This is a genomic window from Streptosporangium sp. NPDC002721 (genome assembly GCF_042888905.1).
In the GTDB taxonomy this organism is placed as follows: Bacteria; Actinomycetota; Actinomycetes; order Streptosporangiales; family Streptosporangiaceae; genus Streptosporangium.
Genome location: NZ_JBIAQI010000002.1, coordinates 175,784 through 199,586 on the forward strand (window position 1 = coordinate 175,784; position 23,803 = coordinate 199,586).

Here is a 23,803-nt window from a genome sequence, read left to right on the forward strand (position 1 = left end):
GGAGGCCGGGGCGATCTGCGCCCGTGCCGGACGGTCCCAGCGGGACATGCGCGAGTGGGCGGAGACCTATCCCGGCCTGTTCTCCGCCAAGCCGTTCGACGCGGCTCTATACAGCACGCTCTCGCTCGCCATGGCCTTCGGCGGCCCCTGGTTCGACGCCGGGCAGCTGCGGACGGCGAACAAGGTCTCCCTGTGGGCGTTCGGCCTGGACTGGCTCGTCGACTACGTGGCCACCTCGTCGCCCGAGGTGGAGGGGATCGCCCGGCGGTGCCTGGACGTGGCCGCGGGCGCCCCGCCGGTCCCCGGTGACGACCTCACCCGCATGCTCGCCGACATCCGCGACGAACTCGCCTCCTCGCCCGCGTTCCCCGAGCTCGGGCCGGTCTGGCGCGACGAGCTGGAGCGCATGCTGGACGGGATGCTCACGGAGTGGCGCTGGAAGACCGACAAGGTCACGCCCACCTACGAGGAGTATCTCGCCAACGCCGACAACCTCGGCTTCTCCTACGTGTTCGCCGCCCACTGGATCCACGTCACGGGCTCCGGCACGGTCGCGGACGTCGAGGCGTTGCGCGAGGCGGGCTGGGCGGTGCAACGGGTCATCCGCCTCCTCAACGACCTGGGCACCTACGAGCGGGACGTCGCCTGGGGGGACCTCAACGTCCTGCTGCTCGGCGTGGACCGCGCCGAGGTGGAGCGGCGGATCGCCGCGCTCGCGGCCCGGAGCCGTGAACTGGTCGCCCCGCTGCGGACCACCCATCCGGAGCTGGCGGGCTACATGGAACGGCAGATGGACTTCTGTGCGGGTTTCTACCAGGTAGGCGACTACTGGGGGACTTTGTGAGCGTCGACGGCCTTTTAGCCATCACGGAGTTCGCCACGAGAACCGGTACCGGGACCGGCCTGGGAAACCGTGCCGGAACCGGCACGGAGGACCGCGCGGGGAACGGCACCGGAAACGGTGCGGGGAACGGCACCGGAAACGGTGCGGGGAACGGCGTCGGGAACGGTGCGGGTAACAATGCCCGGAACGGTGCCGGGGTCGACGCGGTCGCCGAGGCGCGCGAGCTGGTCGCCGGGCTGCTCGCCGAACCCTGGGGCCAGGTGTCGGCCTCCCCGTACGAGACCGGCCGGGTGGTGAGCCTGGCGCCCTGGCTGGCCGGGCACGCCGAGCGGGTCGAGTTCCTGCTCGTCACCCAGCGGCCGGACGGCCGCTGGTCCTCGTCCGGCGACCACGCCTTCGTCCCCACCCTGAGCGCGGTGGAGGCCCTCCTGGCCGAGCTCGGCCGCGACACCACCGCTAGCCGCGCCCTTCTCGCCAAGGCCGCCGACCGCGGGCTGGAGGCCATCCGGAACTGGTCCTTCCCGGCCACCTGGCCGCCGGACACGCCCGCGATCGAGCTCATCGTGTCGTCCCTGCTCGCCCTGATCGACGGGCACCTCGACGGGGAGGGGCCGGAGCCGCCCCCGGGCATGAGCGGCGCCAAGCTGGCGGCCGTCAGGGCGTGGCTGATGTCGGGCGCGGCGATCCCGCAGAAGCTGGTCCACGCCCTCGAGGTCGCGGGCCCCGAGGCGACGGCCGCCTCGGGCGTCCTCCCCACGCCGATGCCCGGCGGGATGGCGGCCGTCGGGGCCTCGCCCGGAGCGAGCGCCGCCTGGCTGGCCGCGCCCCCCGCGCCCCCCGCGCCCCTCGCGCCCCTCGCGCTTCCCTCGCCCCTCGCGCTTCCCTCGCCCCGTCCCGGAACCGTCTTCGGAACCGTTTCTGGAACCGTTCCCGGAGCCGGCGCGGCGGAGGGCGGGGACGAGGCCGCCGTACGGCGGTACCTGGAGGCCGTGGTGGCCTCCACGGGCGGGCCGGTGCCGTGCACCCTCCCCATCACCGTGTTCGAGCGCGGCTGGACGCTGAGCTGGCTGCGGCGCGCGGGAATCGCGGTGGACCCCCCGCCGGAGCTGGTCGCGAGCCTGCGGGACGGGCTCGGCCCCGACGGGGTCGCCACGGGCCCCGGCCTGCCCGCCGACGCCGACACCACCTCCGTCGCCCTGTACGCGCTGGCGCTGATCGGCGAGCCGCGCGAGCCGGAGGGGCTGTGGCCGTTCGAGCTGGAGACCCACTTCTGCACCTGGCGCGGGGAGGAGGGGATGTCCCCGACGACCAACGCGCACGTGCTCGACGCCTTCGGCGAGTACCTGCGCCGGTGCGGGGGAGAGCCCCGCCACGCGGCCGTCGTCGCCAAACTGGCGGCGTGGTTGCGTGACCGCCAGGAGGCGGACGGCAGCTGGACGGACCGCTGGCACGTCTCGCCGTACTACGCCACGGCCTGCTGCGCGATCGCGCTGCGCGAGTTCGGCGGCGGGAGGTCGGCGGGCGCGGTGGCCGGTGCCGTGGACTGGGTGCTCGCCACCCAGCGCGCGGACGGGTCGTGGGGGCGGCGGGAGGGCACCGCCGAGGAGACCGCCTACGCGCTGCAGACCCTGCTGCTGGCCGGTACGGCGAGGGAGGAACGGTGGCGGGAGGCCGTGGAACGCGGGTATCGCCACCTGCTGGCCGCCCGTGGTGGCGAGGCGCCGCCGCTGTGGGTGGACAAGGACCTGTACCTGCCGGTGGCGATCGTCAGGGCGGCGGTTCTGGGCGCGCTTCACCTGGCGCGACGCACGCTCGTCATTACCGGGGATGACGCGTATTGAGAATTGACCGTGAATTAAAAATGGGACAGAAGGGTGCATTTACTCTGTCCGTCTTGAGGGTTTTTAGTGACATTGCTAGGGTTCGGCGGGTGTGATGTGGGGTGTCCCGCTGATCCCAGCGATGTGGCGACCGTTTGACCTGCTTGACCAGCACATGTCAACCGTCACGAAAAATGCCGTCTATTTTCTTTTTCCTTCCCGGGGTGGATACCATGCGCTTGCGTAACGCGAGCTTGCGGACCAAGGTCACGGCACTTCTGGTGTCGCTCACCGCGCTCTGGGCGTTCACGGCATGGGTAACGGTCCGTGACGGTCTGAACATGCTGGGCGTGGCGACCCTCAACACCGAGGTCGCCGACCCGAGCGAGCGGCTCATCGTCGAGCTGCAGGCCGAGCGGCGGCTGACCGCGATCACCCTGGGATCGCCCGGCACCGAGCGTCAGCGGCGCGAGGCATTGGCCGCCCAGCGCAAGCGAACCGACGCCGCCGACGCGCACTTCCGCAAGCTCACCGGCGGCAACGCGGTGGGACTGCTGGGAACTCCCGCCCTGGAGCGCCGCATCGGCGAGACCGGCGAGCTGCTGGACGGCCTGACCGCCGCGCGCAAGGCGATCGACGCCGGCCGGGTCAACCGGACCTGGACGGCCGCGGAGTTCACCGCCATCGTCGACTCGATCTTCCGCGTCTACGACTCGCTGGCGACGCTGGACGACGAGGAACTCGCCAAGGACACCCGCACGCTCATCGGGATGAACCGGGCCCGGGACATGCTGGCCCAGGAGGACGCCCTGGTGATGGGCGCCCTGACGGCCGGCCGGTTCGCCGACGGCGAGCAGATCAGGTTCACGCAGATGGTCGGCACGCGGCGCTTCATCACCGAGCAGGCGGTGGCCGAGCTGCCCGCCGCCGACCAGGAGGCCCACCGGCGGATGGTCGCGGAGGGGCAGTTCACCCGGCTGCGCGCCATGGAGGACCAGCTGATCCAGAACCCGGAGGTGGTGCAGGCCGGGCTGATCGACGTCACGAGGTGGAGCTCCGACGCCCAGCCCGCGCAGACCAGGTTCACCCAGGCCGTGCTCACGGCCGGCAGCGGGGTGGTCGAGCGGTCAGGCCCGGTCGCCGCCGGTGTCCTCGTACGGCTCGCGCTGGCCGGCGGCCTGGGCCTCGTGGCCGTCATCGCCTCGGTCGTCCTGGCCATCACCACGGCCCGCGCCCTGGTCCAGCAGCTGGAGAAGCTGCGGGCCGCCGCCTGGGAGCTCGCCAACGAGCGGCTGCCCGCCGTGGTCGAGCGGATCGGCCATGGACAGGTGGTGGACGTCGCGGCGGAGGCGCCTCCCCTCAAGTTCGGGGACGACCAGATCGGGCAGGTCGGCCAGGCGTTCAACGCCGTGCAGCGGACCGCCATCAAGGTCGCCGCCGAGCAGGCCCAGCTGCGCCGCGACATCGCCGACATCCTGCGCAACCTCGCCCGCCGCACCCAGTCGCTCGTACACCGCCAGCTGAGCGTGCTCGACGTCATGGAGCGGCGCGAGAACGACCCGCAGGAGCTGCGCGACCTGTTCCGGCTCGACCACCTGGCGACCCGCATGCGGCGCTACGCGGAGAACCTCCTCGTACTCTCCGGCGCGGCGCCGGGCCGCGCCTGGCGCGACGCGGTCCCGATGATCGACGTGGTCCGCGGCTCCCTCGCCGAGATCGAGGACTACACCCGGGTCGACGTGATGCCCCTGGGGGAGGTCTCGCTGGACGGCCGGGCGGTGAGCGACGTGATCCACCTGATCGCCGAGCTCGTCGAGAACGCCGCCTCCTTCTCCCCGCCCTACACGACGGTGCAGGTCGGTGGATACCTGGTGGCCCACGGGTACGCGCTGGAGATCGAGGACCGCGGCCTGGGCATGAGCGCCGCGGACATCGCGGACGCCAACGAGCGGATCGCCAATCCGCCGGAGCTCAAGCTCTCCGGCAACGCCCGCCTCGGCCTCTACGTGGTCAGCCGCCTGGCCGAACGGCACGACATCAGGGTGACCTTCAAGTCCTCCCCGTACGGCGGCACGACCGTCATCGTCCTCATCCCGCAGGGGCTGGTCAAGGAGGAGGACCCGGGTCCCTCCGTCGGGGTCGGCGTGCCGCAGGCGCGCCCGGCGAGCAGCGCGGAGATGAACGGCGGCACCTCCGCGACCACCGCGGTCCGCGGCAGGGTGAGCGACCCGCTGGGCATCGCCGGCGGCCCCGGGCGGGTCGCCGGGGCGGAGGGAGAGGTCATCGGCGAGCAGCATGTCCCTGGCGGGTCCGATGTGTGGAAGCCCGCGCCGCCCGCCAACGGCCGGTCGCACCCGGCGGGCCCCGCGCCCTCCGGCCTTCTCCCGGGCCCGGCCTCCTCCGGTGGTCTCCCCGATCCGGCGTCCGCCGGCGGCTTCCCTGATCAGGCTTCTTCCGGTGGTTTCCCCGATCAGGCGTCCCCCGGTGGCTTCCCCGGCCAGGCGTCCTCCGGTGGCCTCGCGGATCCGGCGCCCTCCGGACGGCATTCCGCGGGTCCGGCGCCCGCCGAGGGATACACCGACCCGACGTTCCCCGGCCGCTTCGCCGACCCCTCGGCGCTCAGGCAGATGCCCGAGACCGGAACCCGCGGACGGCTGCCCGACTTCACGAACTCCGGATCGGGTGCGAGCGGCGGCCTCGACGACTCCGGCTCCCACGGGCGTCCGGGCGGCTCCGGGACGTCGCTGCCGCCCGTGCTGCCCCCGCCCGACAGCAGTCACACCCCGGGTGGCCTGCCGAGGCGCGTCCCGCAGACCCACCTCGCCGCCCCCCTGCAGGAGGACGAGCCCGTGGCCCCGCCCCCGGTCGACGACACCGACGGGCGCTCGCCGGAGATGATCCGCGAGGCCATGTCGTCCTTCCAGGCCGGTACGCGCCGGGGCCGCGACGACGCCGCCCAGCTGCTCGACCGAGACGGCGATCCCGCGGACGAGGGCGGGCCCGCGGTGTGATCCCCGTGAACGATTCCAGGTCGCACGTGCCAGGCGGGCGCCGATGAGCCGCCGGGAACCGGCGACGTAACGTCTGCAGGCAGAAGGAGAGGACAACGAGTGGTGCAGGGAACAGGATCTTTCACGGACCTGGCCTGGTTGCTGGACGACCTGGTCTCGCGGGTGGAGGAAGCTCAGCACGGAATCGTGTTCTCCACCGACGGCCTGCTGCTGGCCGCGTCGGCGGGATTCTCCCCGGCCGACGCCGAGCATCTGGCCGCGGTCGGGTCGGCGATCCAGAGCCTGGGCCGCGGGGTCAGCGACCGGGTCGGCGGCGGGCCGATGCGCCAGACCATCATCGAGATGCGGACGGCGTACCTCATCGTCACCGCCGCCGGGCAGGGAGCCTGCCTGGCGGTGTTCTGCGGTGCCGAGGCCGACGTCGGCCTGGTGGCGTACGAGATGGCCATGCTCGTCACCCGCGTGGGGCAGTACCTCACCTCGCCCACCAGGACGCCCGAGTCCTCCTTCAGGGCCGACTCCCTCAGAGGCGACGGCACACGATGAGCATCTTCGACGAGCAGCCAGAGACCCAGTGGGTCGGCGACGAGGCGGGGCCCATCGTCAGGCCGTACGTCCTGACGCGGGGCAGGACCGAACCGAGCCGCGGCCGGTTCGACCTCATCACCCTGGTGGTGACCATCCGGCAGGTCTCGTCGAGGGAACCGGGCCTGGACCCGGAGTGCCAGGCCATCGTCCGGCTCTGCCGGCAGGCCCAGTCGGTCGCGGAGATCGCGGCCCACACGAACCTTCCGGCAGGCACGGTCCGTGTCCTGCTCAGCGACCTGCTCGACCAGGGATACATCGCCATGCAAGAACCGCATTCGGAGACGGACATGCACGACGAGAGGCTGTACAGGGCGGTGCTCGATGGACTCCGTGCGCTCTAGCCGGGACGCCGGGCGCGTGAAGCTGCCCAAGGCGATCAAGATCCTGGTCGCCGGCGGATTCGGCGCGGGCAAGACGACGCTGGTCGGCGCGGTCTCCGAGATAGAGCCGCTGCGCACCGAGGAGACCCTGAGCGACCGGGGTATCGGCGTCGACGACCTGTCGGGCGTGGAGACCAAGCGGACCACCACGGTCGCCATGGACTTCGGCCGCATCACCATCGGCGACGACTACCGCCTCTACCTGTTCGGCACGCCCGGCCAGGAGCGCTTCTGGTTCCTCTGGGACGAGCTGGCGCTGGGCGCGCTCGGCGCGGTCGTCCTCGCCGACACCCGGAGGCTGGCCGACTGCTTTCCCTCCCTCGACTACTTCGAGCGGCGCGAGACGCCCTTCATCGTCGCGGTCAACTGCTTCGACGGGGCCCGCCGCTACGAGCTCGACGAGGTCAGGCTCGGGCTGACCCTGCACGAGGACATCCCGATCGTGCTGTGCGACGCCAGGCAGCGGGAGTCGGGCAAGGAGGTGCTCATCACCCTCGTCGAGCACGCGATGCGGATGCGACTGGGCACGACGGCCCAGCCCTCGGGCGCCGAACCCCCCACGGGCCGGGCCGCGACCCGCTGACGCGTTCCCCGCGCGACCCACCGGCACGACGGGACCTTCCGGGGCGGAGCATCACCGCCCCGGGAGCGCTTTTACCCCTCCACTAGGGATGAATCCCTTACCGGTGGACGTCATGCGGCGACCCCCCGTATGCGCCATGTCACGATAGCGGCGATCACCTGGCGTCCTACCGTGTGGGGGAGACCTATGTGTGACGACCCGAACCTTCCTCTCACCGTCGCGCGGGCACTCGGGGAGTACCGGGCGCTGCTGGACGAGCACGGGGTCACCTGGGGCGAGGATCCCATCTTCTACGTCAGGTCCATGGCCACCGACGCCTACCTGATGGGCACGACCGGCTTCTGGGAGGTCTGTTACGGCCTGCTCGGCACCCGCTACCCCGGGGCGCCGTTCGAGGAGCTCAGGGACCGTCTCGACGAGCTGGACATGGACGAGGTCGTCCGCGGCGTCCTCGCGGGCAGGGTGCTCGGCAACCTCGCCGCGCTCCGCCTCACCGACGAGGGGACCGCGCTGCGGGCGCGGGCGCAGACCGTGCTGGACGGCAGGCCGCTGCGCACGACGTTGCTGGTCGACTCCACCAGGCCCGAACCGGCGACCGTGCTGGTGGACGGGCGGGCGCACGTGGTCGGCCCCGGCGGCGCCCGGCTCATCAAGATCACGAGCCGGAGCGAGGTGGTCGCCGACGGCGTACCGGTCGACCTGGCGCCCCTGACCCGCCCCGCCCCCGCCGCCCGCCTGCGGGTGCGCGCGGGCCTGCCGTGCAAGTGGAGCGTGTACGGCGAGCACGGCCAGGGCTGGTACCCCGAGGGCGCCCCCGACCGGCACGACTACCACGTGATGCCCTACTTCCACGGCGACGACCTGGTGCTGGACGTCCCGGCCGAGACGCTGACCGTGCGGGTGTCCAGGGGCATGGAGTACGGCTCCGCGCAGGTCACCGTCACCCCGGAGCCGGGCGGGGAGACCCTCGTCGAGCTGACCCCCGAGCGGCTCTACGACGCGGCCGCCCTCGGCTGGTACGGCGGGGACATGCACGTCCACCTCAACTGGGCGGGCGACATGGTCGGCACGCCCGAGCTCGCGGGGATCATGCAGCACGGCGAGGACCTGCACGTCCTCAACCTGGTCGCCGGGAACGTCTCCTCCGAGCGGGTCTACGACTCCGAGGCGCTCGAACACTGGGCCGGCCGTGACCTGCCCTGGTCCGACGCCTCCCACCTGGCCAGGATCGGCGTCGAGTACCGCAACGACCTGCTCGGCCACCTCTACGCCTTCGGCGTCTCGGCCCCGCCCTCGCGCTTCCACACCGGCTTCCTCGGCAGCGTCGACTGGCCGCCCAACAGCGTCGCCTGCGAGGAGCTCCGCGGCCTGGGGGCCGTCACCGGCTACAGCCACCCCTTCCACACGCCGTTCGCCGACACCGACGCCCCGGACAAGGCGCTGCGGTGGGGACGCAACTGCTCCTCCCGGGAGATCGTCGCCGACGCGGCGCTCGGCCTCGTCGACACCCTGGACGTGCTCAGCCAGACCTCGATCACCGCGACCGCCGCCGTCTACCGGCGCCTGATCGGGGCGGGCAACCGCATCGCGGTCACCGCGGGCACCGACGCGATGGTCTCCTTCGCCCGGCGGGGGAACCAGTCCAACCCGCCCGGCTGGGCGCGCGTCTACGCCCGGGTGGACGGGCCGCTGACCGCCACGTCGTTCGCCGAGGCGGTCAGGCGGGGCCGTACCTTCGGCACCACGGGCCCCTGGCTGGAGCTGTCGGTCGCGGGCCACGGTCCCGGTGCCACCCTGGACCTGTCGCCGGGGGAGCGGGTCACGATCACCGCGCGGTCGACCGGCCCGGAGGTGGAACGCCTGGAGCTCCGCACCGCGGACGGCGTGCTGGCCGAGGGGCCGCCCGGCGAGCTCACCGCCGAACTGGCCGTCGGCGACCCCACCTACGTCGTCGCCCTGGCCACCGGCGGCCCGCACGAGCGGTCCTTCACCGGCGAGGTGTACGCCCACACCAGCCCGGTCTACCTCGACGTGGACGGCCGTCACGTGGCCAGGGCCGAGGACGTCGGCTGGTGTCTGGAGTGGCTGGACGCCCTGGAGTCGCTGCTGCGGGAGGAGGGCGTCTTCGAGACCACCGGGCAGCTCGCCGACCACCTCGCCCTGATCGGCCGGGCCAGGAAGGTCTACCGCGACCGCCTGACCTGACGGCGCGGCGGCCACTTCCGCTGGACCGCTCGCGGGCCGGGACATGCGAGGCTTGTCGGCATGAACCGCCTCTCCCAGGTCGACCTGTCGGCCAAGCTACCGAAGAAGGAGGGCCTCGAGCGGCTCGAGGCCGCTCAGCGGCGTCTCCTGCGGCTCCGGCTCCTCCTGGGCGGCCAGCTCGGCGACCACAAGCTCGGCCCACCGCTCTGCGTGCTCTTCGAAGGCTGGGACGCCTCCGGCAAAGGTGGCGCCATCAAACGCCTCGTCGCGCCCCTCGACCCCCGGCACGTCCGCGTCTCCCAGTTCGCCGCACCCACCTACGACGAGAAAAGACATCACTTCCTGCAAAGGTTCTGGGCCGTCCTGCCCGGCTGGGGAGGTATGACCGTCCTCGACCGCTCCTGGTACGGCCGCGTCCTCGTCGAACGCGTCGAGGGCTTCGCCACCACGGAGCAGTGGACCCGCGCCTACGACGAGATCGTCGAGTTCGAACGAAGCCTCACCGCCGAAGGCGCCATCCTCGTCAAATTCTGGATGCACGTCTCCCCGGGCGAGCAACTCCGCCGTTTCCAGGACCGTGCCCAGGACCCCCTGCGCTCCTGGAAGCTCACCGAAGAGGACTGGCGAAACCGTGAGCGCCGCAAGGACTACGAGGACGCCATCGAAGACATGATCACCAAAACCGACAGAGAACGAGCTCCCTGGAAGATCGTCGCTGGAGACAGCAAGCCCTACGCCCGCGTCACCGTCCTGGAGCACGTCTGCCACACCGTCGAAACCGCCCTCACCGAACGCGGCCACAGCCTCCGCGACGCCGACCGCTGAGGTCGAAGCGATGATCGCGGTACTGTCACGGCCCGGCCGCGGCGGCACCGACGGGGCCGGACGCCTGACCGGAAGGCGACCCGCCGGAGATCGGGCACTCCACCCGGGCCGGGGCGATCCGCGCGCCGAAAGATCGGGACGAGTTCTCGCAGAGGCTTTCGCCGACCGGCTCAAGCGGTAAGAGGGGCAGGTGGACCGCGTGACCGCCCGGTCGATTGATCATCTTTTAATTCCTAATCGGGTTTAAACTAAGACATATCATCACATAATCGATTAGGATGATCATGGAACTGCGATACCTGGCCGCGTTCGTGGCCGTAGCCGAGGAATTGCATTTCGGCCGGGCCGCTCGTCGCCTGCAGATGGCGCAGCCGCCGCTGAGCCAGTTGATCCGCCAGCTGGAGAAGGAGCTCGGCGTGCAGCTGTTCGAGCGCAGCACCCGCAGCGTACGGCTGACCAGCGCGGGCGAGACGTTTCTCGAGCCCGCCCGCCGGGTGCTCGACGGTGTGGATCTGGCGAAGCGGGCCGCCAGGTCGGCGGGGACCGGAGAGTACGGGCGGGTCACGATCGGGTTCGGCGGGGCGTCGAGCCACGCGGCGCTGCCCCGGCTGGCCCGGGCGGTCCGCGCCGCGCACCCCGGGGTGGAACTGGTGATGAAGGTGCGGACCTACGCCAACGTGGTGCTGGAGGGGGTCGCGGACGGCACACTCGACCTGGGTTTCGTCCGGATGCCGGTGGACCGCCCCGGCCTGAGGGCCCGGATCATCGAGAACGACCAGCTCGTCTGCGCGCTCCCGACGGACCATCCGCTGGCGGGCAAGGACGAGATCGACCTGACGGATCTGGCCCACGACCCGTTCGTCAGCCTTCCGGCGCACTCGGGGTCCACGTTGCGGGACGCGATGACACGCACCTGCGAGGAGGCGGGCTTCACGCCCAAGGTGGCGCAGGAGGCGCCGGACTCGAATACGGTCCTGGCCCTGGTCTCCGCCGGTGTCGGGGTGACCTTGACGTTGAAGTCGGTGGAACACGTCTGCCAGGGCGGTCTGGTCTACCTGCCGCTGGCGGACCGTACGGTCTGGCTGCAGGCCGCGCTGGCGTGGCGCGCGGACAACCCGTCGGCCGCTCTGCGTGCGGTCCTCGCGGTCGGCGAGCGGGAGCTGCCGACACCGCCCCCGGAGTCATGACCCCCGGGATTGTGAACGCCCTGCTCTCAGTGTGAGAGTTATTCCGTATTGGACGCGTTTCGGTCATGGTGCCATTCTGGACGGCGTGAAAGGAAAACGGCGGCTGCGAGTGTCCACGGCCGATACCGATGCCTGGGGTAAGGCATTTCGCGTGGAGCTGTAACTCGCCCGGTATCGCTTGACCGGAATCCACCGGCCATGTCGTCGCGCCGTTTCGATCCCGAAGCCTGAGCCTCGCAGGGCCCGGGTCGACCGTCCGTCCAGCCAGGTCACCGGGAACAAGTCCGGCGATCCGATCGAGGCGGACGGCCACGGGCGGCAGGCCGGGCGGGTCGTCCGCGCGTTCGGCCGCGGCGCCCACTCCGAGCGGGAGCTGACCGCGGCCGACGTCCTCGCGCTGGCCACCCGGGAGGGCGCCGCGGTGCTGGGTCTCGGCGAGCGAACGGGTTCGCTGACGCCGGGCAAGGACGCGGACGTGGTCGTCCTGCGGGCCGACGATCTCGACGTCTCGCCGATGCTCGACCCGGCCGGCGCGGTCGTGCTGCAGATGGACCGCCGTCATATCGACAGGGTCTACCGGGCCGGCCGCGCCGTGGTGCGCGGCGGAGCCCCGACAGAGGACTCGCGGGACCTGGTCGCCGGCCTGCGCGCCGCGGCCGCGCGCCTCGGTCCCGTCCCCCGCTCCGCCCTCCGAGCGGAGCGATGACCAAGCCGCCGACGCCGCCTCCGGAGCCGTACCGTTCCGAGACGACGTGAGCCGCGCGTCCACCGACAAGCAGGGTCTCAACGTGATCATCGATTTCACCGGCCGCCGGGTCCTCGTCACCGGGTCCACCAACGGCATCGGATTCGCCGCCGCTCAGGGATTCCTGGCCGCGGGCGCCGACGTCGTCGTCAACGGCCGCGGCGAGGAGGGCGTCGCCGCCGCGGTGGCGAGACTGGGCGGCCCCCGGGCGGGGGTCGCGGGTTTCGCCGGCGATCTGGGCACGGAGCCCGCCTGCTCACGGCTGGTCGCCGAGCATCCGAGTTTCGACATCGTCGTCAACAATCTGGGGGTCTACGAGCCGCGGGACTTCTTCGACATCCCCGACGGCGAGTGGGACCGGTTCTTCCACACCAACGTCATGTCCGGTGTCCGGCTGGCGAGGGCCTACGCGCCGGCCATGGCCGAACGAGGCTGGGGGCGTGTCGTCTTCGTCTCCTCGGAATCGGCTCTCAACATCCCCGCGGACATGATCCACTACGGCTTCACGAAGACGGCCCAGCTCGCGATATCGCGAGGGCTGGCCAAGCGTCTCGCGGGAACGGGCGTGACCGTCAACGCCGTGCTGCCGGGCCCCACCCTCTCCGAGGGGGTGGCCGGCATGCTGCGGGCCGACGTGGAACGCACCGGTGACAGCCCGGAGAAGGTGGCGGCGGACTTCGTCGCCGCGCACCGTGGTTCGTCGATCATCCGGCGGGCCGCCACCGTCGACGAGGTGGCGAACATGATCATCTATGTCAGCTCGGAGCAGGCCTCGGCGACCACCGGTGCGGCCCTGCGGGTCGACGGCGGCGTGGTCGACACCATCGCCTGACGGCCGTGCCCGGCCGTGCCCGGCCGTTCCAAGCTTCCCGAAATCTCGAATCCACCATCGGTGATCGCCGGCGGAGGACCGTATGTGCCAGTTGGAAGGGGAAACACGTAATGCATCCGATCATCGAGGCGATCGAAGAGCGCCGGACCGTCAATCTTTTCGACCCCACGCGAGGCCTCAGCGACGAGTCGATCAATGAGCTGGTCCGTCTGGCGACGAAGGCGCCGTCATCCTTCAACCTGCAGAACTGGCGCTTCATCGCCGTCCGGACGCCCGAGGCGAAAGCGCGGCTGCGCACGATCGGCTGGGACCAGCCCAAGATCACCGATGCGGCGGTGACCTTCGTCGTGGTCGGCAAGCCGGCCGACCACGAGCTGGTGGCCGATCGGTTGCGTCCGGCGGTCGACGCCGGGATCATGCCGGCCGCCGTCGCCGCGGCGTGGGAGGGCGGGGCGAAGGCACTCTACTTCGAGCAGCCGCAGCGTCAGCGCGACGAGGCGGTCCGGTCGGCGACCTTCGGCGCGAGCACGCTGATGTTCGCCGCCCACGCGATGGGCCTGGCCTCCGGGCCGATGAGTGGTTTCGACGTGGAGGCCGTCGCCGAGGAGTTCGAGCTGGCCGCGGACGAGTTCCCGGTGATGCTTCTCGCGGTCGGTTTCGCCGCCCCGGATAACTGGAGGCAGAAGCCCCGCCGCGAGCTGTCGCAGGTGCTGCGGCTGGTTTAGCGCGCCTTGTGCTGATCGGACCCGGCGACTCGGCGGCCTCGCCGTCCCGGGCAGCCGATGGTGCTTCGCCGACGGCAGCCACCTGATCCGCGCCTGCCGCACCCGGTACGGCCTGACCCCGACCGAGTTCGCCTGCCGGGACGAGGGCCTGGAGTGACGCTTTCGTCCAGGACATCCCCAGACGGACCCTGTCGAAGGCGACGCCGCGACCCGCGTTCACCGGCCAAGAGGACGATCAGGCCGCCGCGTGGCCGGAAGTCCTGAGCACCCACCGAACCGGGGCGACTCCGGCCGGCGCCGGTGGTGCCGTCCGCGCGTTCCGGCGAGAAGTACGGGAGCGGCGGAAACGCCCCGGGCCCCGGGACACGCGGCAGAATCGAATGGCCATCCGTTCGTCGTGGGCGGTTCGTCATTGCTTTTCATCGCAGGAAGGTGCGGCGCATGCGGTTGGGGTCGCGGCTGAGCAGGCTGGACCGGCGGGTGTTCGCCATGGTGGCGGGCGCGAGGTTGCCCGGTCTCGAACGCGTCGTGCCCGCGCTGTCGCGCGCGGCCGACAACTCTCTCCTGTGGGCCGGGGTGGCCGGGGCGCTGGCGGTCAGCGGACGGCGGCCCCTGCGCCGGGCCGCGACCAGGGGACTGCTCGCGGTCAGCCTCGCCAGCCCGCTGGTCAACCTGGTCGGCAAGCAGGCCTTCCGCAGGAACAGGCCGTCGGCCGAGGGGCTCCCGCTCGCGCGGCTGATCAAGATGCCCGCGTCGGCGTCGTTCCCCTCGGGCCACTCCGCCTCGGCAGGCGCGTTCGCCGCGGCCGTGGCGCTGGAGGCGCCCCGGGTGGTCGCGGTCCCCGTCGCGCTCCTGGCGGCGGCCGTCTGCTTCTCCCGCGTCTACACCGGCGTGCACTACCCCGGCGACGTGCTCGCCGGGGCCGGGATCGGCGTGGCGGCGGGGCTGATCACCCGCCGCATCTGGCCCGACGCCGGTGAGGCGGGGCAGGCGCGCGCCGCCCTCACGGCGCCGTCCGCGAGGCTCGACCCGGAGGGCGAGGGGACGGTCGCCGTGGTCGACGGCTCCGCCGACACCGTCGCCGGGACGGCCGAGGCGCTGCGCGAGGCCCTTCCCCTGGCCGAGGTCGTCGAGGTGGCGCCGGGCGCCGACCTCGGGGCCGCTGTACGGGAGGCCGCCGAGCGGGCCAAGGTGCTCGCGGTGGCCGGGGGAGACGCGGTGGTCAACCTGGCGGCCCAGGAGACGGCGGGCGGGGCGACCCCGCTGCTGGTCGTCCCCGCGGGCGGCCACGGCCAGTTCGCCCGCGCGCTCGGGGTGGAGACCCCGGAGGAGGCCGTGACGGCCTACCACAGCGGCGACCTCGTGGCCGTCGACGTCGGCGAGGTCGCGGGCCGGACGTTCGTCAACACCGCCAGCGTGGGCGTCTACCCCGCGCTGGTGGAGCGCAGGGAGCGGCGGCAGGGCCGCATCGGCAAGTGGCCCGCGCTGTTCTGGGCGATGGCCGAGGTGCTCGGCCCGGGAGGCGCGCAACCCGTCGACCTCGTCGTGGACGGGGTGCCCCGGCGCGTCTGGATGGTGTTCGTCGGCAACTGCCGCTACGAGGCGCGCGGCGGGGCCCCCTCCAGACGGCAGCGCCTGGAGGACGGCCTGCTGGACATCCGCGTGCTCGCCGCCGCCGACCGGCTGCCCCGGCTGCGGGTGTTCCTCAGCCTCCTGGCGGGACGGATGAAGCTGTCGCGTCACTACCAGCAGTGGCAGGCCGACACGCTGCGCGTCTCGGCGCCCTCGGGAAGGCTCTCGCTGGCACGCGACGGCGAGACGTTCACGGTCACGGGCGAGGTGGAGTTCACCAAGCGCCCGAGGTCGCTCCTCGTGATCCGGCCCGCGGGCTGAGCCGCGGGAGGCGTCCCGGCCCCGCTGTCCGGCCGTACTGTCAGAGATTGCCGATTACCGGGCGCTGTTTGACGCCCAGTGATCGATCCGGCGATAGTTGTTCAGGTGACTACCCCCCGTTTGCTCGCCTGTGCCGTGGTCACCCTGGTGGCCCTGACCGCCTGCACCCCGTCTCCGAGTGACCCCGTGGTCGGCCCGGCCACCGCGGGCGGCACGGTGGGAGGACAGGGATCCGGTGGCCTGCCCTCCTCGCCCCCCGCCAGCTCGCCCGCCGCCGTGACGCTGACGCCCGACGAGTACCGGGCGGAGCTGGAGGAGGCGCGCGGCCCGGTGCGCGACGCGGTGAAGAAGCTGGCCTCGACCGGCGGGCTGAAGACCCTCGGCAAGCAGCTGCGGAAGACCTCCGGCGCGGTGGAGGGCGCGGTGACCCGGCTGTCCGCCCTGGCGCCGCCCGCCGAGGTGAAGACCCAGCACGACAGCTACGTCGAGGCTCTGGGCCGGTTGCGGACCTCCTTCGACACCGCCCGCCAGGACGCCGAGGAGCAGCGGGTGTGCACCGGCCCGGCCGTGCTGACCGGCATGGCCGAGGCGGACCAGCTGTCCGACGTGGAAGACGTCGCCAAGACGCTGAGTGGATACCCGGCGAGCGTCATCCCGGTCAAGGCGGCCAAGAAGCGCGATCGCCGGCTGTCCAACGGCAGGTTCATCGCCTCCGAGGGACGAACGGGCCGCGCCTACCTCGAACTGCGCAACGGCACCAAGCAGGACGCCGTCGTCGTCCTGGTGCGCGGCAAGAAGAAGGCCGTCACCGTGTACGTCCGCAAGAAGTCGAAGTTCAAGATCCGAAGTGTGCGGGACGGCAGCTACAAGATCTACTACACGCTCGGGCAGGATTGGGACGCCAAGGCGCGCACCTTCACCCGGTCGTGCTCCTTCGAGCAGTTCGGCAAGTCCGTGCGGTTCAGGACCGTCCACACCGCGACCCAGATCCGCTGGACCGACTGGACGATCACCCTGCACGCCGTGACCGGGGGCACCGTGAAGCCGAAGAAGGTCAAGCCGGGCGACTTCCCCACCTGACGCGCAGAACGTACAGAACGCGTAGAACGTGCAGAGCACGTAGAACGGGCCGGGAAGGCGTCCTCGAACGCGTCGGCCGGAGCCTCCGCGAGGGCACCCGCGAACGTCCCTCGAAGGCTCCGGCCGACGCGTCCTGAAAGCGTCTCGAACACGTCCCGAAGGCACCGCGAACACGTCCCGAAGGCATCTCGAACGTGCTCGCGAGGCTCCGTGAACGCGAAGACCGCGACCTCGTGGCGAGGTCGCGGTCTCGGTGTTTCCCCTGGCAGATCAGGTCGAGAAGAGCATTCCGACCCAGCTGCGCTGGCGGTGGTGCCCGTAGTGGCCACCGTGGTGCTGTGCACCCCAGGCGGGAGCGCCGTAGCCGGGAGCGCCGTGCACGGGCGGCGGCGGGGGCGGCGGCGGAGCTGCGTGGGACTGCTGCGACCACTGGCTCTCCATGCGGGTCAGCGTCTCGAGCTCGCCGTAGTCCAGGAAGATTCCGCGACAGCTCTCACACTGGTCGATGTGGACGCCGTTGCGCTCATAGGTGCGCATGGCGCCCCGACACTTGGGGCACTGCATCTGGCTGGGCTCCTTGTTCTGGCGTGGTAACCGAGTAACCACAACCTACTGCGTGGGCACACCATGGCAGGCGCTTCGATGCCGGACAATTCTGAGGCAGGACTCGACGAGGACCTCCTCCACCTCGTCCAGCGGGCGTCCCTCCCGCCCCGCGGCGGCCACCGCCGCCGCCGCGAGCTGCACGGTCATCGCCTGCGCGGGAACCTCCAGCCGTCCCCACGGGTCACCGTCCGGCGGGACGGCGACCCCGCCCGCGGCGCGGTAGGCGCCCAGGAAGCGGTGCCAGACCTCGGGCTCCAGCAGCCCGGCCGCGAACCAGGCGGCGGGCCTGGACAGGTCCCAGGCCTGGTCGCCGACGCCCAGGTCGTCGATGTCGATGAGAATCCACTCGCCCGGCGCGCGGACCATCTGCCCCATGTGCCAGTCGCCGTGCGTCAGGCCACCGGGAGCGCCGCCGGGAGCCGTACCGGAGGAGTCGCCGGGGTTCGTGCCGTGGGAGGGGGAAGGGGACGGGGAGGGCAGGCAGGTGAAGGCCCGGCGTACCGCCAGCTCGGCGGCGGAGCGGTCGCCCAGGCGGGCGACGGTCGCGGCCACCCGCGCGGGTCCCCCCGCGGCCCGCAGCGGGGGCAGCGCCCGCGCCGGTACGGCGTGCAGCCGCGCCAGCAGCCGGGCGGCGGCCTCCCAGGGCGCCGCGTCCGGGTCCGCGTGGTCCACCGGCGTCCCGGCCGGCCAGACGGTGACCAGCCGGTCCCCGGCGGTCAGGACCTCCTCGGTCACCGGTTCGAGCATGATCCCGCGCAGCGCCGGGTGCGCGGTGGCCCGCATCCGCTCCACCAGCGGTTCCCGCTCCGCCCCCGGCGCGTGCGCCTTGACCACGACGGAACCGGCCCGCACGATGATCACGTCCGGCCTGGTCGGCAGCACCGTACCGGGCGCGCCGCCGTATCGGGCGCCGATCCGGCGCAGTTCGTCGATCAGGTCCTCGCTGTCCATCCGGTAAGTGAACCACCGGCCGAGGCCCCCGCCGACCGGAGGCATAAAGTGCGAACCATGAGGATCGGTTTCGCGGTGCCGGTGTCGGGGTCCTGGGCGACGCCGGAGAACATGGCGCGGGTCGCCCGGAGGGCCGAGGAGCTCGGCTACTACGGGTTGTGGACCTTCCAGCGCCTGCTCTTCCCGCAGAGCCAGGACCTGGGCCCGACCTACCGCAGCGTGCACGACCCGGTGGTCACGCTCGCCTACCTGGCGGGCCTGACGAGCCGCGTCCGGCTGGGGGTGGCGGTGCTCAACATGCCGTTCGCCTCGCCCGCGCTGATGGCCAAGCAACTGGCGAGCCTGCAGGCGGTCTGCGGCGGGCGGCTGGACGTGGGGCTCGGCCTGGGGTGGCTGCCCGAGGAGTTCGCCGCCTCCGGGGTGTCGTTCGAGCGGCGCGGGCGGCGCGGGGAGGAGTACGTCTCACTGCTGCGGCGCCTGTGGACGGAGGAGACCGTGGAACACGAGGGCGAGTTCTACAGGCTGCCCCCCGTGCACCAGGATCCCAAGCCGCACGTCGTGCCACCGATCCTGCTGGGCGGTTCCGCCGACGTGGCGCTGAGGCGCGCGGGACGGCTGGCGGACGGCTGGATCAGTTCGAGCCGCGAGGACCTCGACGGCATCGGCGAGAGGATCTCCATCGTCAAGGAGGCGGCCCGTGCCGCCGGGCGCGACCCCGAGGCGCTGCGCTTCGTCACCCGGGGCGTCACCCGCGTCCGGGCCCCGGGCGCGGCCGATCGCGGACCGCTCACCGGCTCGTTCGAGGAGATCCGGCGCGACGTCGACGAGCTCGCGGCCAGGGGGGTCACCGACGTCTTCCACGACCTCAACTTCGACCCGGAGATCGGATCGCCCGACGCCGACCCCGCGGAGTCGATGCGCAGGGCGGAGGCGGCACTGGAGGGCCTCGCCCCCTGACCGGCCGGACGCCGGGCCGCGATGCGGACCCGAGGGTCGCGCGTGGACGGCCGTTCACCTCCGCGATGTCCCGATGTACGGGTCTGGTGACGCGTGACCCGTCCGGCCCTGTCATCCTTGTTCCGGTACGTACCCGGCCGGAACAGGGGAGAACGGTGGACGAGCGCAAGCCGATCGAGTGCTGGCTGTCGGACATGGACGGTGTCCTCGTTCACGAGGGGCACCCGGTGCCGGGTGCGGACGAGTTCATCCGCCGCCTGCGCGAGTCGGGCAAGCGGTTCCTGGTGCTGACCAACAACTCGATATACACCCCTCGCGACCTGGCCGTACGGCTGCGCGCGGCCGGACTGGAGATCCCGCCGGAGTCGATCTGGACCTCCGCGCTGGCCACCGCCAGGTTCCTGGACGGCCAGCGCCCCGGCGGCTCGGCGTACGTGGTGGGGGAGGCGGGGCTGACCACCGCCCTGCACGAGATCGGTTACGTCCTGACCGACATCGCCCCCGACTACGTGGTCCTCGGCGAGACCCGCACGTACAGCTTCACGCAGATCACCCGGGCGATCCGGCTGATCGAGGGCGGCGCCCGGTTCATCGCCACCAACCCCGACCCGGTCGGCCCGTCGAACGAGGGGTCGCTGCCCGCCTGCGGAGCGGTCGCCGCGATGATCACCAAGGCGACCGGGGTGGAGCCCTACTTCGTGGGCAAGCCCAACCCGATGATGATGCGCAGCGCGCTGCGGGCCATCGACGGCCACAGCGAGAGCACCGCCATGATCGGCGACCGGATGGACACCGACATCGTCTCCGGCATGGAGGCCGGGCTGCACACGATCCTGGTGCTCAGCGGGGTCATGAGCAGGGACCAGGTCGACCGCTACCCGTTCCGCCCGTCGATGGTGGTCGACTCGGTCGCCGACCTGATCGAGATGATCGACTAGTACCGCGTTCCCGCTGAGCGCTGAGCGCTGAGCGTTGAGCGTTGAGCGTTGAGCGCTGGGCGTTGAGCGCTGGGCGTTGGGCCCCTTCGTGTTCGGCCCAGCTCTATGGTCGGATTTATCCGCAGTTGATACGCTGCTGCCGCTCGTAGTCGTACAAATGACTGTTGACCCAACCGCTGGCAGGGGTACGCGCGTATCGGCGGCATTCATCGTCGGCCCGGGATCGGGAACGCTCCAAGGGGCGCGGTCACCGGGTCGCCCCACCTCGAAGCCCCGCGCGGCCGGTTCGCGTCGCCCCTGGCCGTCGCCGGGCGGACCGAGCCGTACGACCGCCTGGTCTTCGACGGCCACCTCGGCGCCGAGGGTGACGAGCGGGTTCCGCGCCGCCGACCGACCTGCCGAGCCGACACCCGCCGTGACCGGGGCGTCGGGCCACCGCGCCGTACACGAAGGAACCGACATTGCAACCGCCGCAGAAGTCGATCCGCCGCAACTCGCCCAACGGCTCCTCGGGCCTGTCGCAACCCAAGCCTGACCCGACCGACACGAAGCCCGGGACGCCCGTCGACGGCTCCCCCGTACGGCCCCCGTCCCACGGCGACGTACCCCAGATTCCGGAAAGCCCGCCGGGAAGCCCGCGCGACTCGGCGGAGGAGAACAGCGAGGAGTTATCCGACCAGCTGTTACTGCTGTCCCTGGTGAACAGGACCAGGCGGGGCGGCGATTCGGCGCCCCGTCCCCAGTTCGAGGTGGGGGGAGCCACCCTGGTCAAAGTGCTGGGCGAGGTCATCAAGCAGTTCGAGAAGTTTCCCGCGGGCGACGTCATGAAACCGTTGAACGACGAGAAGGCCGCTCTCGAGAGCCGGAAGGACGAACTGGGCGAGGTCGGCTACCGGATCGCGCAGGAGAGGCTCAAGCAGGAGCTGGAACCCGTCGCGAAGCTGATGCTGTCCGCCACCAACGCGATCAAGTGGTATCCGCTGCACAGGCGCCGCGTCCTCGACATGCTTCAGGAGGCCGCTACGAGCGGGGATCTCACCGACAAAATCGGACCCGCCTACTTGTTCGCGACTGATGACATGCTCCAGTTCTTCGACGACCTGGAGGCCGTGGAGAAGATCGAGAAAGAGGGCACCGCCGACCTGAGCCCGGCGAGGATGCAGGAGGTGATCATTCGTATCGTCGCCAACCTCCCCAAGCTGACCGGCCAGACCGCCGAATCCTTCGGCAGGGCCCTGTGCAAGCTGTACCTGTCGCTCGATCTCGACCCGCGGTTCGCCGAGCACGACCTTGAGGTCCGGACCCGGACCCTGGCGAGGCTGAAAGGCGAACTCAAGGACGAGTGCCGGAAGTGGTCCACGCTGAGCTCGGACGAGAGGCTCGCCGCCCTCGAGAAGGCCCGCGACATCCAGTGCGCCGAACGTGGCATCTCCGACTGGAAGCCGGAGATCGTCCTGGTGGACGACCTGAACCAGTACACGCCGAACGGATGGCCCGTGACCCTGGCCCACTTCGCCCCCGAGTTCAGCTTGATGAAGATCAACACGGATGGCCCTGGATGGCAGGACTTCGACGAGGTGATCGACAGCCTGGTGCACGAGAACACGCACCACTACCAGTACTGGCTGATCAACCAGCTGTTCGCCCTCCCGCCGATGGGAACGGACGACCCCCGCTACTTCCAGGCCACGCTGTTCGCGCTGAACCAGAAGCACGGGTACATAGAGGGTGGTGAGTCCTACGTGGACCGGAAGCTGGCCTTCGACATCTACTCGCTCCAACCCATGGAGAGGCACGCCTTCCTCGCCGGAGGCGAGGCCAGGGGCATCTTCCTGCCGGACGCGAAGCAGGAGGCCGCGGAGCTGCTCACCCGGCTGAGGAAAATGCTGGAGGAGCGACCCGGGCACAGCGGGCTGGAGCTGCAGATCACGATGATGTACGAGACGATCGCCAATTCCAAGCTGTCGTCGAACGCCATCTACCGGAATGTGGACGACGTCCTGGCGTTCCTGTCCCAGCTCGACTGACAGTGAGACTGACAGCGAGGACGTGGGCGAACGTCTCCCGGTGAGGTCCGGCGCCGAGGCGCCCTCTCCCGGCCCGGATCATTCCTGCCGGGAGGGAGGATTCCGCCGGACCATCGCGTCGGTCGCGTCCATGGTGTGAAATAGCGCGATGTGACGGATGTCGTGGAGGTCGTGGAGAAGGGCAGGGTCCGCTCCCGCCTGCCGGAGGCGATCCCGGCGGTGGCGGCCGTGCCGGCCGGGCTCTGGGGCGTCACCACGCCCTCCTTCTGGCGCGACGAGTCGGTCAGCGTGATGGCCGCCTCGATGCCCCTCGACGACCTGTGGCACCTGCTCGGCAGCATCGACCGGGTGCACGCGCTCTACTACCTCCTGCTCCGGCCGGTCGCCGCGTTCTCGACCGGCGAGCTGGCCATGCGCCTGCCCTCGGTCGTCGCCACGGCCGCCGCCGCGTACGGCGTCACGGTCCTGGGCAGGAGGCTCGCCACCCCGGGGGCGGGACTTCTCGCCGGGCTGCTCTACGTCGCGCTGCCGATGGTGAGCCGGTACGCCCAGGAGGCGCGCGGCTACGCGATCGTGACGGCGGTGGCCGTCCTGGCCACCTGGGTGCTGGTCGAGGCGACGCGGCGGTCGAGCCGCCGGTGGTACCTGGCCTACGGGGCCTGCCTGGTGCTGCTCGGCTGGTTCCACGTCTACGCGCTGCTCCTGGTCGTCGCGCACGTGGTGACGGTGCTGTGGTGGCGCGTGTCGTCATCGTCATCATCGCCGCCGTCGTCGCCCCGGCCCGAGGTCCTCCGGTTCGCCGCGGGGCTGGCCGTGGCCGCGGCGGGGGTCGCCCCGCTCGCGCTCCTGGCGGCCGGGCAGCGCGAGGCGCAGCTGTCGTGGCTGAAGCCGTCGAAGCTCGCCGACGTCGCCTGGTTCGGTGAGGAGGTGGCGGGCACCGTGGGGGTGGCGCTGCTCCTGGTCGCCCTCGTGATCGTCGGGATGTTCTCAGACAGGCGGCTGGCGGCGGTCGCGCTGCCCTGGGCACTGCTGCCGTTCGTGTCCATGGCGATCTCGCTCGTCCATCCCGTCTTCAACCCGAGATACGTGCTCTTCGCCGTCCCCGCGGTGGCGCTGCTGGCGGGAGCGGGCCTGAACGCCGTGCGCCCCCGGGCCCTGGGCTGGGTCGGGCTGGTCCTCGTCGCGGCGCTGACCGTCCCGACGCACCTGACGATCCGCGAGCCCGACAGGCGGCCCGACAACCTGCGCGACATGGCGGCCACGCTGCTGGCCAGGCAGCGTCCCGGCGACGCCGTGCTCTACGTGGGGGAGAACCGGCGCCTGTTCGCCGCCGTGTACGAGGACGCGTACCGGAACCTGCGCGACCTCACCCACGCCCCCGGCCGGCGGACGCCGAGGACCGCCGCGCAGTTCACGGCCGCCCTGGAGGGTGTCGAGCGCGTCTGGCTGGTCACCGGTGGCAGGAAGCACAGGAACAGGGCCTTCGTGGAGGACGACGAGCGCTATCTGGCCCTGATGGCCAACCGCGACTTCACCCTGCGCTCCACCGACGACTTCGGCTACTCGTGGTTCGGCCTCTACGTCCGCGAGCGGCGCTGATCCCGGC

20 protein-coding genes are annotated in these 23,803 nt (G+C 71.5%); 18 read left to right on the forward strand and 2 right to left on the reverse strand.

Annotated features, from left to right (window positions below; translation table 11 throughout):
* Window positions 1–46: 46 nt before the first annotated feature.
* From ACFYWM_RS02990 to ACFYWM_RS03055, 14 genes are all read left to right on the forward strand, one after another.
* Window positions 47–844 carry a terpene synthase family protein gene (locus ACFYWM_RS02990; RefSeq protein WP_389907808.1) on the forward strand — a complete coding sequence of 266 codons (798 nt, stop codon included), beginning with the start codon at window positions 47–49 and terminating at the stop codon, window positions 842–844.
* Window positions 841–2,685, forward strand: coding sequence for a prenyltransferase/squalene oxidase repeat-containing protein (locus tag ACFYWM_RS02995; protein ID WP_389907810.1), 1,845 nt, complete (start codon window positions 841–843; stop codon window positions 2,683–2,685). The genes ACFYWM_RS02990 and ACFYWM_RS02995 overlap by 4 nt, the downstream gene beginning before the upstream one ends.
* A gap of 212 nt (window positions 2,686–2,897) precedes the next feature.
* Window positions 2,898–5,675, forward strand: a complete 2,778-nt coding sequence (locus ACFYWM_RS03000) for a nitrate- and nitrite sensing domain-containing protein (RefSeq protein ID WP_389907812.1) — start codon at window positions 2,898–2,900, stop codon at window positions 5,673–5,675.
* 99 nt (window positions 5,676–5,774) lie between these two features.
* Complete coding sequence (locus tag ACFYWM_RS03005; RefSeq protein WP_389907814.1) at window positions 5,775–6,221, forward strand: roadblock/LC7 domain-containing protein; 447 nt, start codon at window positions 5,775–5,777, stop codon at window positions 6,219–6,221.
* The gene (locus tag ACFYWM_RS03010) at window positions 6,218–6,604 is read left to right on the forward strand and encodes a DUF742 domain-containing protein (protein WP_389907816.1); all 387 of its coding nucleotides are present in this window, start codon (window positions 6,218–6,220) and stop codon (window positions 6,602–6,604) included. Before ACFYWM_RS03005 ends, ACFYWM_RS03010 begins: the two co-directional genes overlap by 4 nt.
* Entirely contained in the window at window positions 6,585–7,226 is a 642-nt protein-coding gene (locus ACFYWM_RS03015; RefSeq protein WP_389907818.1) for an ATP/GTP-binding protein, read from the forward strand. The genes ACFYWM_RS03010 and ACFYWM_RS03015 overlap by 20 nt, the downstream gene beginning before the upstream one ends.
* Before the next feature lie 186 nt (window positions 7,227–7,412).
* Window positions 7,413–9,431, forward strand: coding sequence for a CehA/McbA family metallohydrolase (locus tag ACFYWM_RS03020; RefSeq protein ID WP_389907820.1), 2,019 nt, complete (start codon window positions 7,413–7,415; stop codon window positions 9,429–9,431).
* 60 nt (window positions 9,432–9,491) lie between these two features.
* Window positions 9,492–10,256, forward strand: coding sequence for a polyphosphate kinase 2 family protein (locus ACFYWM_RS03025; protein ID WP_389907822.1), 765 nt, complete (start codon window positions 9,492–9,494; stop codon window positions 10,254–10,256).
* A 284-nt stretch (window positions 10,257–10,540) separates the two neighbouring features.
* On the forward strand, window positions 10,541–11,443 hold the full coding sequence (locus tag ACFYWM_RS03030; RefSeq protein WP_389907824.1) for a LysR family transcriptional regulator: 903 nt from the start codon (window positions 10,541–10,543) through the stop codon (window positions 11,441–11,443).
* A 178-nt stretch (window positions 11,444–11,621) separates the two neighbouring features.
* Window positions 11,622–12,149, forward strand: a complete 528-nt coding sequence (locus ACFYWM_RS03035) for an amidohydrolase family protein (RefSeq protein ID WP_389907826.1) — start codon at window positions 11,622–11,624, stop codon at window positions 12,147–12,149.
* An 82-nt stretch (window positions 12,150–12,231) separates the two neighbouring features.
* Window positions 12,232–13,020 (forward strand): SDR family NAD(P)-dependent oxidoreductase, encoded by a 789-nt coding sequence (locus ACFYWM_RS03040; RefSeq protein WP_389907828.1) that lies wholly within the window; start codon window positions 12,232–12,234, stop codon window positions 13,018–13,020.
* A gap of 110 nt (window positions 13,021–13,130) precedes the next feature.
* Window positions 13,131–13,745 carry a nitroreductase family protein gene (locus ACFYWM_RS03045; RefSeq protein WP_389907830.1) on the forward strand — a complete coding sequence of 205 codons (615 nt, stop codon included), beginning with the start codon at window positions 13,131–13,133 and terminating at the stop codon, window positions 13,743–13,745.
* A 441-nt stretch (window positions 13,746–14,186) separates the two neighbouring features.
* Window positions 14,187–15,638, forward strand: coding sequence for a bifunctional phosphatase PAP2/diacylglycerol kinase family protein (locus ACFYWM_RS03050; protein WP_389907832.1), 1,452 nt, complete (start codon window positions 14,187–14,189; stop codon window positions 15,636–15,638).
* Between the two features lie 105 nt (window positions 15,639–15,743).
* Window positions 15,744–16,718 carry a hypothetical protein gene (locus ACFYWM_RS03055; protein ID WP_389907834.1) on the forward strand — a complete coding sequence of 325 codons (975 nt, stop codon included), beginning with the start codon at window positions 15,744–15,746 and terminating at the stop codon, window positions 16,716–16,718.
* Window positions 16,719–16,988: 270 nt separating this feature from the next.
* On the opposite strand, the gene ACFYWM_RS03060 is transcribed toward ACFYWM_RS03055, so the two are convergent.
* Together ACFYWM_RS03060 and ACFYWM_RS03065 are read right to left on the reverse strand one after the other, a co-directional pair.
* Window positions 16,989–17,282 carry a zf-TFIIB domain-containing protein gene (locus tag ACFYWM_RS03060; protein WP_362683315.1) on the reverse strand — a complete coding sequence of 98 codons (294 nt, stop codon included), beginning with the start codon at window positions 17,280–17,282 and terminating at the stop codon, window positions 16,989–16,991.
* Window positions 17,283–17,327: 45 nt separating this feature from the next.
* A complete protein-coding gene (locus ACFYWM_RS03065; RefSeq protein ID WP_389907836.1) occupies window positions 17,328–18,275 on the reverse strand; it encodes a phosphotransferase family protein in 948 nt (315 codons plus the stop codon).
* A 57-nt stretch (window positions 18,276–18,332) separates the two neighbouring features.
* Between ACFYWM_RS03065 and ACFYWM_RS03070 the strand changes: the two genes are divergently transcribed.
* The 4 genes from ACFYWM_RS03070 (at window position 18,333) to ACFYWM_RS03085 (ending at window position 23,796) form a co-directional block, all read left to right on the forward strand.
* The gene (locus ACFYWM_RS03070) at window positions 18,333–19,232 is read left to right on the forward strand and encodes a TIGR03619 family F420-dependent LLM class oxidoreductase (RefSeq protein ID WP_389907838.1); all 900 of its coding nucleotides are present in this window, start codon (window positions 18,333–18,335) and stop codon (window positions 19,230–19,232) included.
* Window positions 19,233–19,387: 155 nt separating this feature from the next.
* Window positions 19,388–20,170 (forward strand): HAD-IIA family hydrolase, encoded by a 783-nt coding sequence (locus ACFYWM_RS03075; RefSeq protein WP_362869307.1) that lies wholly within the window; start codon window positions 19,388–19,390, stop codon window positions 20,168–20,170.
* A 461-nt stretch (window positions 20,171–20,631) separates the two neighbouring features.
* Entirely contained in the window at window positions 20,632–22,197 is a 1,566-nt protein-coding gene (locus ACFYWM_RS03080; protein ID WP_389907840.1) for a hypothetical protein, read from the forward strand.
* 150 nt (window positions 22,198–22,347) lie between these two features.
* The gene (locus ACFYWM_RS03085) at window positions 22,348–23,796 is read left to right on the forward strand and encodes a glycosyltransferase family 39 protein (protein WP_389907842.1); all 1,449 of its coding nucleotides are present in this window, start codon (window positions 22,348–22,350) and stop codon (window positions 23,794–23,796) included.
* The last annotated feature ends 7 nt before the right edge of the window (window positions 23,797–23,803 follow it).